Origin of the sequence: Streptomyces sp. NBC_01506 (assembly GCF_045040295.1) — a bacterium.
Classification (GTDB): domain Bacteria; phylum Actinomycetota; class Actinomycetes; order Streptomycetales; family Streptomycetaceae; genus Streptomyces.
Map to the genome: position 1 here is coordinate 7759946 of NZ_CP109422.1, position 16272 is coordinate 7776217.

A 16272-nucleotide genomic window follows, 5' to 3' on the forward strand; every position below is an offset into this window, starting at 1 on the left:
TCTGCTGAACAAAAACACGTCACTGACAGGAAGGGACGGATAGCCGGTGTCGACGCCGTTCTATGTCTCACCCCAGCAGGCCATGGCCGACCGGGCGGAGTACGCCCGCAAGGGCATCGCCCGCGGTCGCAGCCTGGTTGTGCTGCAGTATGCCGACGGCATCGTCTTCGTCGGTGAGAATCCGTCCCGCGCGCTGCACAAGTTCAGCGAGATCTACGACCGGATCGGGTTCGCCGCCGCCGGCAAGTACAACGAGTACGAGAATCTGCGCATCGGCGGTGTGCGCTACGCGGATCTGCGTGGATATACCTATGACCGTGACGATGTGACGGCCCGTGGGCTCGCGAATGTGTACGCGCAGACGCTGGGCACGATCTTCTCCAGTGCCGGTGAGAAGCCGTACGAGGTGGAGTTGGTCGTCGCCGAGGTGGGTCCGACGGCGGACGGTGACCAGATCTACCGGCTGCCGCACGACGGGTCGATCGTGGATGAGCACGGTTCGGTGGCCGTGGGCGGTAATTCGGAGCAGATCAGTACGTTTCTTGATCAGCAGCACCGTGACGGGATGTCGCTCGCCGAGGCGTTGAAGCTGGCTGTGCAGGCTCTGTCGCGGGACACCAACGGCGGTGAGCGGGAGATTCCCGCGGAGCGGTTGGAGGTGGCGGTTCTGGACCGCACCAGGCCGCAGGAGCGCAAGTTCAAGCGTGTGGTGGGCCGTCAGCTCGCCCGGCTGCTGGAGGCGGACGGTGCGGCGTCCACGCCGACGGATGCTCCCTCGGACATCGAGGAGACCGAGGAGTCGGGCGACGCCGAGGAGTGAGTGGCGCGTTCGCTTCGGTGCCCCGGTTCGCGTGTGCGGTCCGGGGCACCGGTGTGTCCGGGGGCTGACTGGGGGCGGACCGGCGGTCCGGGGTATGTGGGGCGGCTCAGGCAGGCGGCGGCGGGGGTGCGGTGGAGCCGCGGATCACCAGGGAGACGGGCAGGACGGTGTTCTCGGGCCGGCGTCCGTCGAGGATGGCCAGCAGTGCCGACATGCCGTGCTCGCCGACGCGCTCGGCGGGCAGTCGTACGGTGGTCAGTTCGGGTTCCACCGCGGTGGCGAGGGCCAGGTCGTCGAAGCCGGTGACGGAGACGTCGTCCGGCACTCGCAGGCCGAGTTTGCGTACGGCCTTGACGGCGCCCGCCGCGAGGACGTCGCTGTCGCAGATCAGGGCGGTGGGCCGGGGACCGGGGCCGCTGAGTGCCCGCTGTGCGGCCTCGCGCGCGGCATGAATCTCCAGGGGTGCGGGCACGGTGCGTACGACCGCCTCGGGCACGTCTCGTACCGCCTCGGCGAGAGTCTGGGCGCGGACGGTGAAGGTCCAGGAGGTCACGGCGGAGGCGAGGTGGGTGATGCGGCGGTGGCCGAGCGCGAGCAGATGGCCGGTGACCTGCCGCATGGCGTCGGCGATGTCGAGGTTCACGTGTGCGGCGGCGCCGGTGTCGGCGGGGTCGCTGTCGAGCATCACCAGCGGCAGGTCGGTGCCGCGGATGGCGGCCAGTGCCTCGGTGGCGATGGAGGAGGCGATCACTCCGTCCAGTGCCGCCCGTGCCGACGCGAACGGGTCCTTGGCGGGGCTGACGCCGTCGGGTGACGGGTAGAGGACCACGCCGACGCTGTGTTCGGCGGCGACGGACGCGGCGCCGGTGTAGACGCCGGCGAAGAACTCGTGGGTGAGCGACGGCACGACCAGCAGTACGGTCCTGGTCCGGCCGAGGCGCAGGTTGCGGGCGGCGAGGTTGGGTCGGTAGCCGAGTTCGCGGGCGGTGTCCCGGACGATTCCGGCGGTGCGTTCGGAGACGCGGCCGGGCCATTTGTCGCCGAGGACGAGGGACACGGTGGCCTGCGACACCCCGGCGGCGCGTGCGACGTCCCTGCTGGTCGGCCTCGTGGGGCGGGCGGCCGTGCCGGGGGCGTGCCGGTCCGTGGCGGGCGGCTCTGCCATGGGTGTCGTCCTCCGTGGTGACTGCCCGCGGGTGGGGCGCCGCTTTGCTCGTCCCGGTGGGTGGGTGGACCCGTGGGCTGGTGACATGGTACGTATGACCCCGGAAGTTATACGTAAAACTTGACTGTGCCGGGTGAACCGGGGGAGAGAAGGGGAGTCATGGCCGCAGGCTATGGGGACATTCTCAAGGCACCGCACGCCGCACGACTGCTCACCGGCACGCTCGTCGGGCGGCTGCCGAGCGCCACCGGCCATATCGCCATCGTCCTGTTCACCCGTGACGCGGGCGGCAGTTACACCCTCGCGGGCGCCCTGACGGCCGTCTACGGGCTCTCCACCGCGATCGGCCAGCCGCTGCTCGGCCGGGCCGTGGACCTGGTCGGTCAGCCGCGTGTGCAGCTTCCCGCCGCGCTCGTCTCGGCCCTCGGCATGGTGCTCCTGGCCGTGACCGGGATCGATCCGCTGGTCCTGGCCTACGCGGCGGTCGCCGTCGCCGGCTTCTTCACCCCGCCGCTCGAAGGCGGTCTGCGGGCCCTGTGGCCCAGTGTGCTGGGCCGGGAGGACCGGGTGCACCGGGCGTACGCCATGGACGCCGTGGCGCAGGAGGTGATGTTCACGGCGGGCCCGCTGTTCGTCACCCTCCTCGTCGCCCTGTGGTCCCCGGCCGCGGCCCTGCTGGTCATCAACGCCATAGGCGTGCTCGGCGCGCTGACGGTCGTGCTGTCGAAACCCTCGCGCGCCTGGCGCTCGGCGCCCCGCGAGGCGCACTGGCTGGGCGCGCTGCGTTCACCCGGGCTCCTCGCGCTCCTCGCGGCCTTCCTCTTCATCGGTCTGGCGCTGGGTTCCATCACGGTCGCCGGTGTCGCGTACGGCGACGACCAGGGCAGCGAGTCCGTCTACGGCTGGCTGATGGCCGCCCTGGGCCTAGGGGCGCTGCTCGGCGGCCTGGTGTACGGGGCGAGGCAGTGGACGGGCACCCCCGAACGCAGGCTGCTGGGGATCACCGCGCTGCTCGCCGTCTGTTATCTGCCGCTGATGATCACCCCCGGTGTGGTGGCGATGACGGCGCTCGCGGCCCTCGCGGGTGTCTTTCTGGCGCCCGCGCTGGCCTGCGCGTTCATCGTCGTCGACCGGCACGCCCCGCGCGGCACCGTCACGGAGGCGTTCTCCTGGCTCGTCACCACCTTCGGTGTCGGCACCGCGTTCGGTACGGCGGTGGCCGGCCCGGCCGTCGAACTCGCCGGGACGTCGGCGAGCTTCGCCGTCGCGGGGGCGGGCGGTGTCGCCGCGCTGCTGGTTCTGCTGGCCACCCAGAAGGTGCTCGAGGTGGAGCCCGACGGCGCCGTGAGCGGTGCCGACGGGGAAGCCGGATACGAAAATGATCGCAACGGTGCGGCCCAACACGGTTTCAGCTCAGGCCATCAGGCGTAATGTTCAGACATGGACCGCCGCATTTTCGGGCTGGAGAACGAGTACGGCGTCACGTGCACCTTCAGGGGACAGCGCCGGCTGTCACCTGACGAAGTGGCGCGCTACCTCTTCCGCCGTGTTGTGTCATGGGGCCGCAGCAGCAACGTCTTCCTGCGGAACGGCGCCCGCCTCTACCTCGACGTGGGATCGCATCCGGAATACGCGACACCCGAATGCGACAACGTGACCGAGCTGGTCACGCACGACAAGGCGGGCGAGCGCATTCTGGAGGGCCTGCTCGTCGACGCCGAACGCCGCCTGCACGAGGAGGGAATCGCGGGCGACGTCTATCTGTTCAAGAACAACACCGATTCGGCGGGAAACTCCTACGGCTGCCACGAGAATTATCTCGTCGCCCGCCATGGGGAATTCTCCCGGCTCGCTGACATCCTCATCCCGTTCCTCGTCACCCGGCAGTTGCTCTGCGGTGCCGGCAAGGTGCTGCAGACTCCGCGTGGCGCGGTCTACTGCGTCAGTCAGCGCGCCGAGCACATCTGGGAGGGTGTCAGCTCCGCCACCACCCGTTCGCGTCCGATCATCAACACCCGTGACGAACCGCACGCCGACGCGGAGCGCTACCGCCGGCTGCATGTCATCGTCGGCGACTCGAACATGTCCGAGACCACGATGCTCCTCAAGGTCGGTGCCACGGATCTCGTGCTGCGCATGATCGAGGCGGGCACGGTCATGCGCGATCTCACCCTGGAGAACCCGATCCGGGCGATCCGTGAGGTCAGCCATGACATCACCGGTCAGCGCAAGGTGCGTCTGGCCAGCGGGCGTGAGGCGTCCGCGATCGAGGTCCAGCGGGAGTATTACGAGAAGGCCGTGGACTTCGTCGACCGCCGGGGCATCCGCACCGGCACCGTGGAGCAGGTGCTGGAGCTCTGGGGCCGTACGCTCGACGCGATCGAGGCCGAGGATCTGGACCGGATCGGTACGGAGATCGACTGGGTCATGAAGTACAAGCTCATCGAGCGCTACCGGGCGAAGCACAACATGACCATGTCCCATCCGCGGGTCGCCCAGATAGACCTCGCCTACCACGACATCCACCGCCGCCGGGGGCTGTACTACCTGCTGGAGAAGCGCGGTCAGGCGGCCCGGATCTGCAACGACATGAAGATCTTCGAGGGCAAGTCGGTGCCCCCGCAGACGACCCGGGCGCGGCTGCGCGGGGACTTCATTCGCCGGGCCCAGGAGCAGCGGCGGGACTTCACCGTCGACTGGGTCCATCTCAAGCTCAACGACCAGGCGCAGCGCACCGTGCTGTGCAAGGACCCGTTCCGCTCGGTGGACGACCGGGTCGAAAAGCTGATCGCCGGTATGTGACAGTTCGATCACTGCCCGCGGCCGACCGGAACGCCACTCGGGCCCCGTACGTTTCTCGTGCGGGGCCCTTGGCACGCCTTAGAGTGTCGAGGACCTAAACCTTCCGTCTGAGATCTGAGGAAATTCGTGCGCCGACTTGCCGGCCTCGTCGTCATCCCCCTACTGCTGCTGTCGCTGGCGGCGTGCGGTGACGACGGAGGCTCCGACTCCACCTCGTCCAAGAACGGTTTTCCCGAGATCACAGCGGGTGCCAAGTTCGGTGAGAAGCCGACCCTCGGGAAGGGTGAGGGAACTCCGTCGAAGGAGCTTCAGACCGATGTCATCAGTGAGGGTGACGGCGCGAAGCTCAAGAAGGGCGACGCGATCCAGGTCAACTACCTGGGCCAGTCGTGGGATTCGACCAAGCCCTTCGACAACAGCTTCGACCGCAAGACGCCTTTCGATCTGACGCTCGGCGCCGGCATGGTCATCCAGGGCTGGGACAAGGGCCTGGAGGGCCAGAAGGTCGGCAGCCGTGTCGAGCTGGTCATCCCGCCGGACCTCGGTTACGGCGCGCAGGGCCAGGGCGACATCAAGCCCAACGCCACGCTGGTGTTCGTGGTCGACATTCTGAAGGCGACCGAGGTCCCGACGACCGCGAAGGGCACCGAGGTCGCGCAGGGCAACGCCGATCTGCCGAAGGTCGGGGTCAACGCCGACGGCAAGGCGCCCAAGGTCACGATCCCGAAGACGGATCCGCCGAACAAGCTCGTCTCCAACTATGTGCTGGAGAGCAAGGGCGAGGTCGTCAAGGACACCGACACGGTCGTGCTGAATTACGAGGCGCTGCTGTGGAAGGACGCCAAGACGTTCGACAGCACGTACGCGAACGGCAAGACGGTGACGTTCCCGCTGCCGCAGCTCACCCTCAAGGGGCTGAAGGACGGTGTCGTCGGCAAGAAGGTCGGCAGCCGTGTGCTGGTCGTGATCCCGCCGGCCGACGCGTTCGGTGACAAGGAGCAGGAGGGCATCCCGAAGAACTCCACTCTGGTGTTCGCCGTGGACATCCTGGCGAAGGTGTAAGACTGTCCCGGTTGCCCCGTTCATCATTTAGAGGAGCAGTTCAGTGAGCATCGACAAGCCCGAGATCGACTTCCCGGGTGGCGAGCCGCCGGCCGACCTGGAGATCAAGGACATCTGGGAGGGCGAGGGCGCCGTGGCGAAGGCGGGTGACACCGTCTCCGTCCACTACGTGGGCGTGGCCTTCTCCACCGGTGAGGAATTCGACGCCTCCTGGAACCGAGGTACGCCGCTGCAGTTCGAGCTCGGTGCAGGAAAGGTCATCTCCGGCTGGGACCAGGGTGTCCAGGGCATGAAGGTCGGCGGTCGCCGGCAGTTGACGATTCCCTCGCACCTCGCCTACGGCGAGCGTGGCGCGGGTGGCGGCGCGATCGCTCCCGGCGAGACGCTGATCTTCGTCTGCGATCTGGTCGCTGTCTGATCGCTGTCTGATCGACGTACGAAGCGGCGTACTGATGGACGTCGCCGTCCGATCGGTTACGGACACCCCGAGGGCCCATGCTGTGCGGCGTGGGCCCTCGGCTTTTACCGCGGGACTTCCGGGCGGTACGGTCGACGCGCGGATCCGGCACTATCAGATGAGGTGTAGGGCGTCGATGGCCATTGCCAAGGCCGAGCGGTTGATGAATCTCGCGCTGTGCCTGCTCGGCACCCGGCGCCCGCTCAGCAAGCGCGAGTTGCGCGAGTCCATCGAGGCGTATCTGGAAGCCGGCTCCGAGGACAGCTTCAACCGGATGTTCGAGCGGGACAAGGACGATCTGCGCGAACTCGGTCTGGTCATCGAGACGGTGGAGAATCTGGACGGCGAGACCGGTTATCTGGCCCGCCGTGACAGCAACCGGCTTCCGGCCATCACTCTGGACGCCGAGGAGGCCGCCGCGCTGGGGCTCGCCGCGAAGGTCTGGCAGCAGGCCCGTCTCGCGGGCGCCGCCAGTGGGGCGCTGCAGAAGCTGCGGGCCGCGGGGATGCCGGAGGCGGAGGATTCGTACGAGGCGCATCACAGCGCCCTGGAACCGCGTATCCCGGTCCACGAGGCCGCGTTCGAGCCGCTGATGCTCGCCTGCCGGGACCGGCGGCCCGTCGTCTTCGACTACCGCAAGGCCAACGCCGCCAAGCCGGAGCAGCGTCAGGTGGAGCCCTGGACCCTGGAGTGCTGGCGCGGTCACTGGTATCTGGCCGGCTGGGACCGCGAGCGCCGGGCCGAGCGGGTCTTCCGGCTCTCGCGGATCACCGGCAAGGTCCGTTCCAGGACGGGTGGTTTCACCGCCCCGGTCCCCGATGTGGTCACGGTGCGCGAGACGGTCGAGAGCTGGGCCGGTGAGACGGCGACGCGCTCGGCGCTGATCCGGCTGCGCTCGGACTGTGGTTACCCGCTGCGTGCCAGGGCGGTGTCGTCGAGGGAACTGGGCGACGGCTGGGACGAGTTGGAGATCCCGTACGGTCATGGTCTGGACGCCTGGCTGGTGGAGTTCGGCCCCGACGTGGTCGTGCTGGAGCCCGCGGATCTGCGGGCCGATGTCGTGGACCGGCTGCGCGCCGTGGCCAAGGTCTGAGGGGAACGCGTACACATATGGCAGCCAACGCCATCGACCAGACCCGTCGGATGCTCTCGCTGGTGACGTATCTGCGCGAGCGCCCCGGCGCGCACGTCAGTGATGTCGCCCGTGCTTTTGGCATCACCGAGGACGAGTTGATCTCGGATCTCGATGTCCTGCCCATGTGCGGGACGAGTTTCCGCGGTGGTGACCTTCTCGACATCGACACCGACGGTGACCGGATCTGGTGGCACAACCCGGACGATGTCGCCGAGCCGCTGCGGCTGGCCGCGGACGAGGCGACGGCGCTGCTGGTGGCCGCGCGCGCGGTCGCCACGCTGCCGGGGCTGCGGGAGAGCGACCGGCAGGCGCTGTTGCGTGCCACCGCGAAGCTGGAGGCCGCGGCGGGGGAGGCGGCGGGTGCCAGTTCCCGGCTGTCGGTGACGTTCGAGTCCGAGGGCGGTGTCTTCGCCGATGTGGACCGGGCCATCTCGGAGCGGCGCCGGCTGTGGCTGCGCTACTACTCGCCGGCGCGCGACGAGCTGACCGAGCGCGAGGTCGATCCGATCAGGCTGTTCGCGGTGGGGCATACGTATATGGAGGCCTGGTGCCGGCTCTCCGAGGCGCGGCGTACGTTCCGGCTGGACCGGGTCGCCGAGATCAAGTTGCTGGACGAGCCGGCCGCGCCGCCGGAGCTGGAGCTGCGTGATCTGTCGGAGGGGCTGGTGCAGCCGTCGGCGGACGATCCCGAGGTGGTGGTCGAGGTCGGGCCCGGCGGGCGCTGGGTGGCCGAGTACTACCCGCACGACAGCGCGGAGGAGTTGGCCGACGGGGGGCTGCGGATCACGCTGCGTACGCCGGCGCCGGCTTCTCTTCGGCGGCTCGCGCTGCGGCTGGGCAGGGACGGACGGATCGCGTCCCCTCAAGATCTGGCGGAGAGCGCGCGGAGGGCCGCTCGTGAGGCGCTGGCGGCGTACGGCTCCGGCCCCGGGCTCGCTGCGGGCTCGGGCGCCGAGGCCGGCTCGGGCTCCGATGACGCGAATCAACGACACTAGGGGATTTGGGGGTTATGTCCGTGATGAGTGGTTGCTCCGCGCCGACGTCCACGGTGCCGGTTCTCTTCCAGGCCGCCTGCCCCGAGTGCAAGGCCCGCTTCGAGCTCTCGGCCGGTGCGCTGCGGCTCGCGATCGGCGCCAGCCGCCGTACGACCTTCTACTCGTTCATCTGCCCCGAGTGTGACGCGGCGGTGCGTAAACCCGCAGGTGAGCGCATCGTCGAACTGCTCACCCGGGGCGGCGTTCGGACGCTGCGCCTGCATTCCACCAGCTAGCGGAAAAGGCTCCTCGCATGTTCTGGCCCATGCTCGCCGTCGTCCTCGGCTTCTGCGGGATCGCCGTGCTCGGCGTCCTCGCGATCCGTGTCTTCGTCGAGGCCCAGCGCCTCGGCCAGCAAGTCGCCTCCACGACGCGGCGGATCAACCGGGCGGCGGAGGAGCTGGAGGTGGCGGCCACCCATCTCGCGAAGACCGGTGACGCCATCCGATAAATGAATGCACCCTCCCTTTATCGCCAGTTCGGGCGGTAGGCTGACGAAGCGGTCTCGGACTGGAGGCGGGGGCCGTCGCGGGGAGTATGCACAGGCATTGCCCTGCGTTTACCCCTGCGGGTTACGATCGCTCCCAGCACGGCGCTCGGACAGGTGTCCGGTCGTCGTCACAGACTCCCTGTCGCCTCGGTGAAGAAGGTAATCGCTATGGGTAGGCTCGGCCCCACCGAGATCATCCTTATTCTCGTCGTCATCATCCTGCTCTTCGGCGCCAAGAAGCTCCCCGACATGGCCCGTTCACTCGGCAAGTCGGCGCGCATCCTCAAGAGCGAGGCGAAGGCGATGAAGTCCGACGAGAACAAGAGCGGCACGGCTCCGACGGACCCGCCGACCGCCACCGCCTCCGCGGACCCGGACCAGCCCGCGCCCCGGACCATCCAGGCCGCACCCGGCGATGTCACCAGCTCGCGCCCCGTCGCGGAGCCGACCGACTCGACCAAGCGCTGATCCGACCCCTGGGCCGATGCACGCACCGGGCACGGTGACGGCCTGCCGCACGAGATGAGGACGTGGGTTGCCCAAGTCTGCCCGCACACAAGAGAAGGATCCCGAGGGGCGCATGCCGCTCGTGGAGCATCTTCGTGAGCTGCGCAACCGCCTGTCGAAGGGCCTGCTCGCGATCGTCGTGGTGACGATCGTGGCCGTGTTCTACAGCGAGCAGATCATGTCCTTCCTCGGCGATTCCGTACCCAAGTGCGGGAAGGACGAGGTCAGCGACGGCGGCAACTGCGCGGACGTCGTGTTCAACACCCTCACCTCGCCGTTCACCACGACGATCCGGATCAGCCTCACGACCGGCATCATCGTGGCCAGCCCCGTGTGGCTCTACCAGTTGTGGGCGTTCATCGCCCCGGGCCTGCACAAGAACGAGAAGAAGTACACCTACGCGTTCGTCGCGACCGCCGTGCCGCTGTTCACGGCCGGTGCGTACCTCGCCTACATCATTCTGCCGATCAGCATGAAGGTGCTGATCAGCCTCACGCCGGAGGGCTCCGGCAACCTTCTCTCGCTGGACGAGGTCCTGGACTTCACCACCCGCATGGTGCTGGTCTTCGGGGTCGCCTTCGAGTTGCCGCTGGTTCTGGTGATGCTCAACCTGACCGGCGTCGTCACCGGCCGCAGGATGGTCGGATGGTGGCGGGGCGTCGTCATGGGTGTCTTCGTCTTCGGCGCGGTGATCACTCCCACGACCGACCCCGTGGGCATGCTCGCGCTGGCCGGACCCATCGTCATCCTCTACTTCGGCGCGGTCGGCTTCTCGCTCATCAACGACCGGCGTAAGCGCCGCAAGAACCCGGACGCGGAGTTGGACGACGACGAGGCATCCGATCTGGACCTCGCCCCGGAGAGCGTCGGAAGTGTCGAACCGGTCTCCGCGGTGCCCGGCCTGCCCGAGCAGGCGGACAGCAGCCGTGCGAGCCGTGTGAACGGCTACGACGACATCACCTGATCCGGATCGATCGGACCGAGCCCCGACCGTGACTGTGACCAGTGAGATCAGCCTGTTCGTCAATCCCACCGCGGGGCGCGGCAGGGGCGCGCGTGCCGCGCAGCCGGCCGCCCGTGCCCTGCGGGACGCGGGGTACTCCGTCCGTACGGTGCTCGGTTCCGACGCCGGTGACGCGCTGCGGCGCGCACGGGAGGCCGTCGCGGCGGGAACGGGTGCGCTGATCGCCGTCGGCGGGGACGGTCTGGTCTCCCTCGCTCTCCAGGCCGTGGCCGGTACCGGCACCCCGCTCGGCGTCGTCGCGGTCGGCACCGGCAACGACTTCGGCCGGGCGCTGGGCCTGCCGGTCCGCGACCCCGAGGCGGCCGGCCGGATCGCGGCCGACGCGCTCAAGAACGACGGGATCCGGGAGCTGGACCTGGGGCGGGTCGCGGGCCGGTGGTTCGGGACCGTCCTCGCCTCCGGGTTCGACTCACGCGTCAACGACCGCGGCAACCGCATGCGCCGGCCGAGCGGCCGCCTCAAGTACGACCTGGCGATGGTGGCCGAACTGGCCGCCTTCAAGCCCATCGCCTACCGCGTCACCCTGGACGACGGCATCGAACGGCAGATCCAGGCGACCCTGATCGCCGTCGGCAACGGCCCCTCCTACGGAGGCGGGATGCGGATCTGCGCGGACGCCGTCATGGACGACGGGCTTTTCGATGTGACGGTCGTCGGGGACTGTAGCCGTGCCACGCTGCTGAAGGTCTTTCCGCGCGTCTACCGGGGCACGCACCTCAGCCATCCCAAGGTCACCGTGTACCGCACCTCGAAGATCACCCTGGCCGCCCCCGGTCTGACCGGATACGCCGACGGGGAGCGGCTCGGGCCGCTGCCCCTGACCGCGGAGTGTGTCGCCGGGGCCGTACGGGTCCTGACCGCCGGCCCCTGACGGGGCCCGCCAGCTCGCCGATAAAGATCGGCTGACTGTCAGAGGGGACGGGTAGGCTCGTGAGCAAGATGACAGAGGACCTCACACCGGCCGAGCGTTACGCAGCAGCTCGGATCCGCGCAGCCGAGCAGGCCACCGCACTCGCGCCGTTCCGCGAGATGTACGAGTTCGGCCTCGACCCGTTCCAGATCGAGGCGTGCCAGGCGCTGGAGTCGGGCAAGGGCGTCCTGGTCGCGGCGCCCACCGGCTCCGGCAAGACGATCGTCGGTGAGTTCGCGGTGCACCTGGCGCTCGCCGAAGGCCGTAAATGCTTCTACACCACACCCATCAAGGCGCTGTCCAACCAGAAGTACGCGGATCTGGCGAAACGCTACGGCGCCGACAAGGTGGGCCTGCTCACCGGCGACAACAGCGTCAATTCCGACGCCCCGGTGGTCGTCATGACCACCGAGGTCCTGCGCAACATGCTCTATGCGGGCTCGCAGTCGCTGACGGGGCTCGGCTATGTCGTGATGGACGAGGTGCACTACCTGTCCGACCGCTTCCGGGGCGCCGTCTGGGAAGAGGTGATCATCCACCTCCCCGAGTCCGTGACCCTGGTGTCCCTGTCGGCGACGGTCTCCAACGCCGAGGAGTTCGGTGACTGGCTGGACACCGTCCGTGGCAGCACCGAGGTGATCGTCTCCGAGCACCGCCCCGTGCCGCTGTGGCAGCACGTCTTCGCGGGCCGCCGGATGTACGACCTCTTCGAGGAGGGCACCGACCACGGAGGCCGTGGCGGGGCGCGCCGCGAGGTCAACCCCGACCTCGTGCGGCTGGCCCGGATGGAGAATCAGAAGACGTACAACCCGCGGGACCGCCGCCGCGGCAAGATGGTCCGCGAGGCCGACCGGGAGCGCGAGCGCCGACAGCGCGGCCGGATCTGGACGCCGAGCCGGCCCGAGGTCATCCAGCGGCTGGACGCCGAGGATCTGCTGCCCGCGATCACCTTCATCTTCAGCAGGGCCGGCTGCGAGGCCGCCGTACAGCAGTGCATGTACGCGGGGCTGCGGCTCAACGACGACGCGCGACGGGCCAGGGTCCGCGAGATCGTGGAGGCGCGCACGGCGTCCATCCCCACCGAGGACCTGCATGTGCTGGGGTACTACGAGTGGCTGGAGGGCCTGGAGCGTGGCATCGCCGCCCACCATGCCGGCATGCTGCCCACGTTCAAGGAAGTCGTCGAGGAGCTGTTCGTACGGGGCCTGGTCAAGGCCGTGTTCGCCACGGAGACCCTGGCGCTCGGCATCAACATGCCCGCCAGGTCGGTCGTCCTGGAGAAGCTCGTCAAGTGGAACGGCGAGCAGCACGCGGACATCACCCCAGGTGAGTACACGCAGTTGACCGGCCGGGCCGGCCGGCGTGGCATCGACGTCGAGGGCCACGCGGTGGTCCTGTGGCAGCGCGGCATGGACCCGGGTGCGCTCGCCGGCCTCGCGGGCACGCGCACGTATCCGCTGCGCTCCAGCTTCCGGCCGTCGTACAACATGGCCGTCAATCTGGTGCAGCAGTTCGGCAGCCACCGCTCGCGCGAGCTGCTGGAGACCTCGTTCGCGCAGTTCCAGGCGGACAAGTCGGTCGTCGGGATCTCCCGGCAGGTCCAGAAGAACGAAGAGGGGATGGAGGGCTACCGGGCGGGCATGACCTGCCACTTGGGGGACTTCGAGGAGTACGCGCGGCTGCGCCGCGACCTCAAGGACCGCGAGACGGAGCTGGCCAAGCAGGGAGCCGTGCAGCGGCGGGCCGCCGCCGCGTCCTCGCTGGAGAAGCTCAAGCCCGGCGATGTCATCCACGTCCCGACCGGCAAGTTCGCCGGTCTCGCCCTCGTGCTCGACCCCGGACTGCCGGCCGGGCGGGCCAACGTACACCGGGGCGTGGAGTATCACGACGGCCCCAGGCCGCTGGTCCTGACCGCCGAGCGGCAGGTCAAGCGGCTCGCGTCGATGGACTTCCCCGTGCCGGTCGAGGCGCTGGACCGGATGCGGATCCCCAAGAGCTTCAACCAGCGCTCGCCGCAGTCGCGCCGCGACCTGGCGTCCGCGCTGCGCACGAAGGCCGGTCATGTCGTACCGGAGCGGCACCGCAAGGGGCGCGCGCCGGCCGCCGACGACCGTGAGATCGCCCAGTTGCGCGCGGCGCTGCGCGCGCACCCGTGCCACGGCTGCGACGAGCGCGAGGACCACGCGCGCTGGGCCGAGCGCTACCACCGGCTGCAACGGGACACGCGGCAACTGGAGCGGCGGATCGAGGGCCGTACGAACACCATCGCCCGCACCTTCGACCGGATCGTCGCCCTCCTTACGGAGATGGACTATCTGCGTGGCGACGAGGTCACGGGCAACGGGCGGCGGCTCGCGCGGCTGTACGGCGAGTTGGACCTGCTCGCCAGCGAATGTCTGCGCGAAGGCGTGTGGGAAGGGCTCTCCCCGGCCGAACTGGCCGCGTGCGTCTCGGCGTTGGTCTTCGAGGCGCGCCAGTCGGACGACGCGGTGGCGCCCCGGCTGCCGAGTGGCGCGGCCAAGGCGGCTCTCGGCGAGATGGTCCGTATCTGGGGCCGGCTCGACGCGCTGGAGGAGGACTTCAAGATCAATCAGGCGGAGGGGGTCGGCCAGCGCGAGCCCGATCTCGGCTTCGCCTGGCCCGTGCACATGTGGGCGTCGGGCAAGGGCCTCGACGAGGTGCTGCGCGACGCCGAGATGCCGGCGGGTGACTTCGTGCGCTGGTGCAAGCAGGTGATCGACGTCCTGGGTCAGATCGCCGCGGCGGCACCCCGCGAGAACAGCACGGTCGCGAAGAACGCGCGCAAGGCCGTCGACGCGGTGCTGCGCGGGGTGGTGGCGTACAGCTCGGTGGGGTGACGACGGGGGCTCACGGTCGCAGTCGAGGCCGAGGGCCGTACGACGGACGTTCCGACGACAGGTCCCGGGTGTCAGTCCGTCAACGACTGTGCGAGCCGGGCCAGTTCGGGCGTACGCAGCACCCGGTCCCCGTACCCGGGCAGGGGCACATGGAGCGGCTGTGTCCAGCGGTGGGGGATCGCGTCGAAGCCGTACACGGCGCCCGCGAGCGCGCCGGTGACCGCCGCGACCGTGTCCGTGTCGCCGCCCAGGTCGATCGCCGCCGCCAGGGAGCCTTCGAACGAGCCGGTCGTCCGCAGGGCCCACAGGGCCGAGCCCAGGCAGGGCCAGACCGCGCCGTTGAACTCCGTCGCGTCGTCGGGGTGCCATCCGGGGTCGAGCACGGTGGCCCAGCGCGGACGGTGCTCCTCGCGTACGTCCCTGAGCGTGCCGGGGACGGCGGCCACCGGGTCGCCGCCCTCCAGTGCCACCCGGATCAGCTCGTGCAGCACGGCTGTGCCCTCCCACGCCGCCGCGTCGCCGTGGGTGAGTGCCGCGATCCGGCGGGCGGCCGACATGGTGGCCTCGCGGCCCGCCGCGGCGAAGTACACGGCGGGGGTGGCCGCGCGCATCAACGAGCCGTTGCCGGCGGCCCGTCCGGAGCGCCGGAAGTGGAGGGCGGATGCGAGGTCCCACGGATCGCCGCTCATCAGGACCTGTTCGGTCTGGAGTCCGATGTCCTTGGGGTCGGCCGCGGCCCAGCGGCGGAACCGGCCGAAGATGTCGGGCAGGTCGAGACCGCCGCGTTCCAGCAGCGACTCGCCGATCAGCACCGCCATCTGCGTATCGTCCGTGGCCTCGCCCGGGTCCCAGCCGCCGCCTCCGTGCATCTCGCCCGCGCCGTCCGGGAAGCGGGCGCCGAATCCACCGGCCGGGCCGAACTCGAAAGGCGCTCCGAGCGCGTCACCGACGGCTGAGCCGACGACCGCTCCGCGCACCCGATCGCGTCGGGCTGTTCCGTCCGGGGCGTCCGGCTGATCCACGGGAGCCATCCGGCCAGCATAAGGACCGACCGCGGGTCTCGAGTGCCGGGTGCGGGGCGTACGCGGGATGGGGGCCGTCCGGCGACGGGGAGGGGGCGCGACGGGTCAGGCGTTCGTGTCCTCCTGCTCGCGCTCCACCTGCTCGTTCCACTCGCGCTTGACCGCCCGCCACGCCTCGTCGCTCTGGCCCAGCCGCCAGTAGCCGGAGATCGAAAGGCGCTCGCGCGGGATCTTCCGGTCGTGCCGCAGATGGCGGCGCAGCTCCTTCACGAAGCCCGCCTCACCGTGCACGAACGCGTGTACGTCGCCGGTGGGGAAGTCCAGTGCCCGTACGGCGGCGACCAGCGCCTCGCCGGCCGGGCGGGTCCCTCGGTGCAGCCAGACGATGTCCGTCCCTGCGGGGGCGGCTATCTTCTGCTCCTCGTCGGGGCCCTCCACCTCGATGAACGCGTGGATCGTGGCGTCCTCGGGAGCCTGCTCGACCGACGCGGCGATCGCGGGCAGCGCGCTCGCGTCACCGACGAACAGATGCCAGTCGGCGGCCGGGTCGGGGGCGTACGACCCGCCGGGGCCCAGGAATCGCACCGTGTCGCCGGGTCGCGCGGCAGCCGCCCACGGTCCCGCCAGGCCCTCGTCGCCGTGCACCACGAAGTCGATCGTGATCTCCCCGGCGGTCTGATTCCACTCACGCACCGTGTACGTACGGGTCGCGGGCCACTGCTCGCGCGGGAAGTCCTCGCGGATCCGGCCCACGTCGAACGGTTCGGGGTAGCTGACGCCCTCGGGGGCGAACAGCAACTTCACGTAGCGGTCGGTGAATTCGCCCGCTCCCAGCGCGGCGGGTCCGTCGCCGCCGAGGACCAGGCGCACCATGTGCGGCGTGATGCGCTGACCGCGCACCACCCGCGCCTCATGGACCTTCGGTGACTTACGGGCCGGCTCTGCTGCCACGGCGGTCTCCCCTGACTCGTACGGTGCGCGACCAC

The 16272-nt window shown here is 69.6% G+C and carries 16 protein-coding genes; 13 read left to right on the forward strand and 3 right to left on the reverse strand.

All coding sequences use genetic code 11. The features are described from left to right. Positions 1-46 precede the first annotated feature (46 nt). Positions 47-820 (forward strand): proteasome subunit alpha, encoded by a 774-nt coding sequence (gene prcA / locus OG329_RS34810; RefSeq protein WP_405800529.1) that lies wholly within the window; start codon positions 47-49, stop codon positions 818-820. Positions 821-926: 106 nt separating this feature from the next. On the opposite strand, the gene OG329_RS34815 is transcribed toward prcA, so the two are convergent. Further along, complete coding sequence (locus tag OG329_RS34815) at positions 927-1985, reverse strand: LacI family DNA-binding transcriptional regulator (RefSeq protein ID WP_405800530.1); 1059 nt, start codon at positions 1983-1985, stop codon at positions 927-929. Positions 1986-2144: 159 nt separating this feature from the next. Here OG329_RS34815 and OG329_RS34820 point away from each other — a divergent pair, with 159 nt between their 5' ends. From OG329_RS34820 to OG329_RS34875, 12 genes are all read left to right on the forward strand, one after another. Further along, positions 2145-3416 (forward strand): MFS transporter, encoded by a 1272-nt coding sequence (locus OG329_RS34820; RefSeq protein ID WP_405800531.1) that lies wholly within the window; start codon positions 2145-2147, stop codon positions 3414-3416. A 9-nt stretch (positions 3417-3425) separates the two neighbouring features. Continuing rightward, positions 3426-4787 (forward strand): Pup--protein ligase, encoded by a 1362-nt coding sequence (gene pafA / locus OG329_RS34825; RefSeq protein WP_078078166.1) that lies wholly within the window; start codon positions 3426-3428, stop codon positions 4785-4787. A 126-nt stretch (positions 4788-4913) separates the two neighbouring features. Next, positions 4914-5849, forward strand: a complete 936-nt coding sequence (locus OG329_RS34830) for an FKBP-type peptidyl-prolyl cis-trans isomerase (RefSeq protein ID WP_405800533.1) — start codon at positions 4914-4916, stop codon at positions 5847-5849. Positions 5850-5892: 43 nt separating this feature from the next. After that, a complete protein-coding gene (locus OG329_RS34835; protein WP_405800534.1) occupies positions 5893-6267 on the forward strand; it encodes an FKBP-type peptidyl-prolyl cis-trans isomerase in 375 nt (124 codons plus the stop codon). 175 nt (positions 6268-6442) lie between these two features. Beyond that, on the forward strand, positions 6443-7399 hold the full coding sequence (locus OG329_RS34840) for a helix-turn-helix transcriptional regulator (RefSeq protein WP_405800535.1): 957 nt from the start codon (positions 6443-6445) through the stop codon (positions 7397-7399). 17 nt (positions 7400-7416) lie between these two features. Next, positions 7417-8436 carry a helix-turn-helix transcriptional regulator gene (locus OG329_RS34845; RefSeq protein WP_405800537.1) on the forward strand — a complete coding sequence of 340 codons (1020 nt, stop codon included), beginning with the start codon at positions 7417-7419 and terminating at the stop codon, positions 8434-8436. A 14-nt stretch (positions 8437-8450) separates the two neighbouring features. Then, positions 8451-8711 carry a hypothetical protein gene (locus OG329_RS34850; protein WP_405800538.1) on the forward strand — a complete coding sequence of 87 codons (261 nt, stop codon included), beginning with the start codon at positions 8451-8453 and terminating at the stop codon, positions 8709-8711. A gap of 17 nt (positions 8712-8728) precedes the next feature. Continuing rightward, the gene (locus OG329_RS34855; protein WP_405800540.1) at positions 8729-8926 is read left to right on the forward strand and encodes a hypothetical protein; all 198 of its coding nucleotides are present in this window, start codon (positions 8729-8731) and stop codon (positions 8924-8926) included. A 207-nt stretch (positions 8927-9133) separates the two neighbouring features. Further along, positions 9134-9433 (forward strand): Sec-independent protein translocase subunit TatA, encoded by a 300-nt coding sequence (tatA, locus tag OG329_RS34860; RefSeq protein ID WP_405800541.1) that lies wholly within the window; start codon positions 9134-9136, stop codon positions 9431-9433. A 112-nt stretch (positions 9434-9545) separates the two neighbouring features. Next, positions 9546-10436: a twin-arginine translocase subunit TatC gene (tatC, locus tag OG329_RS34865; RefSeq protein WP_405800542.1), complete on the forward strand. Its 891-nt coding sequence runs from the start codon at positions 9546-9548 to the stop codon at positions 10434-10436. Between the two features lie 34 nt (positions 10437-10470). Then, the gene (locus tag OG329_RS34870; protein ID WP_405802182.1) at positions 10471-11367 is read left to right on the forward strand and encodes a diacylglycerol kinase; all 897 of its coding nucleotides are present in this window, start codon (positions 10471-10473) and stop codon (positions 11365-11367) included. A gap of 68 nt (positions 11368-11435) precedes the next feature. Then, positions 11436-14264, forward strand: coding sequence for a DEAD/DEAH box helicase (locus OG329_RS34875; RefSeq protein WP_405802183.1), 2829 nt, complete (start codon positions 11436-11438; stop codon positions 14262-14264). A 71-nt stretch (positions 14265-14335) separates the two neighbouring features. On the opposite strand, the gene OG329_RS34880 is transcribed toward OG329_RS34875, so the two are convergent. Further along, complete coding sequence (locus OG329_RS34880; protein ID WP_405800544.1) at positions 14336-15295, reverse strand: ADP-ribosylglycohydrolase family protein; 960 nt, start codon at positions 15293-15295, stop codon at positions 14336-14338. Positions 15296-15391: 96 nt separating this feature from the next. Continuing rightward, complete coding sequence (locus OG329_RS34885; protein ID WP_405800546.1) at positions 15392-16237, reverse strand: siderophore-interacting protein; 846 nt, start codon at positions 16235-16237, stop codon at positions 15392-15394. Between the last annotated feature and the right edge of the window lie 35 nt (positions 16238-16272).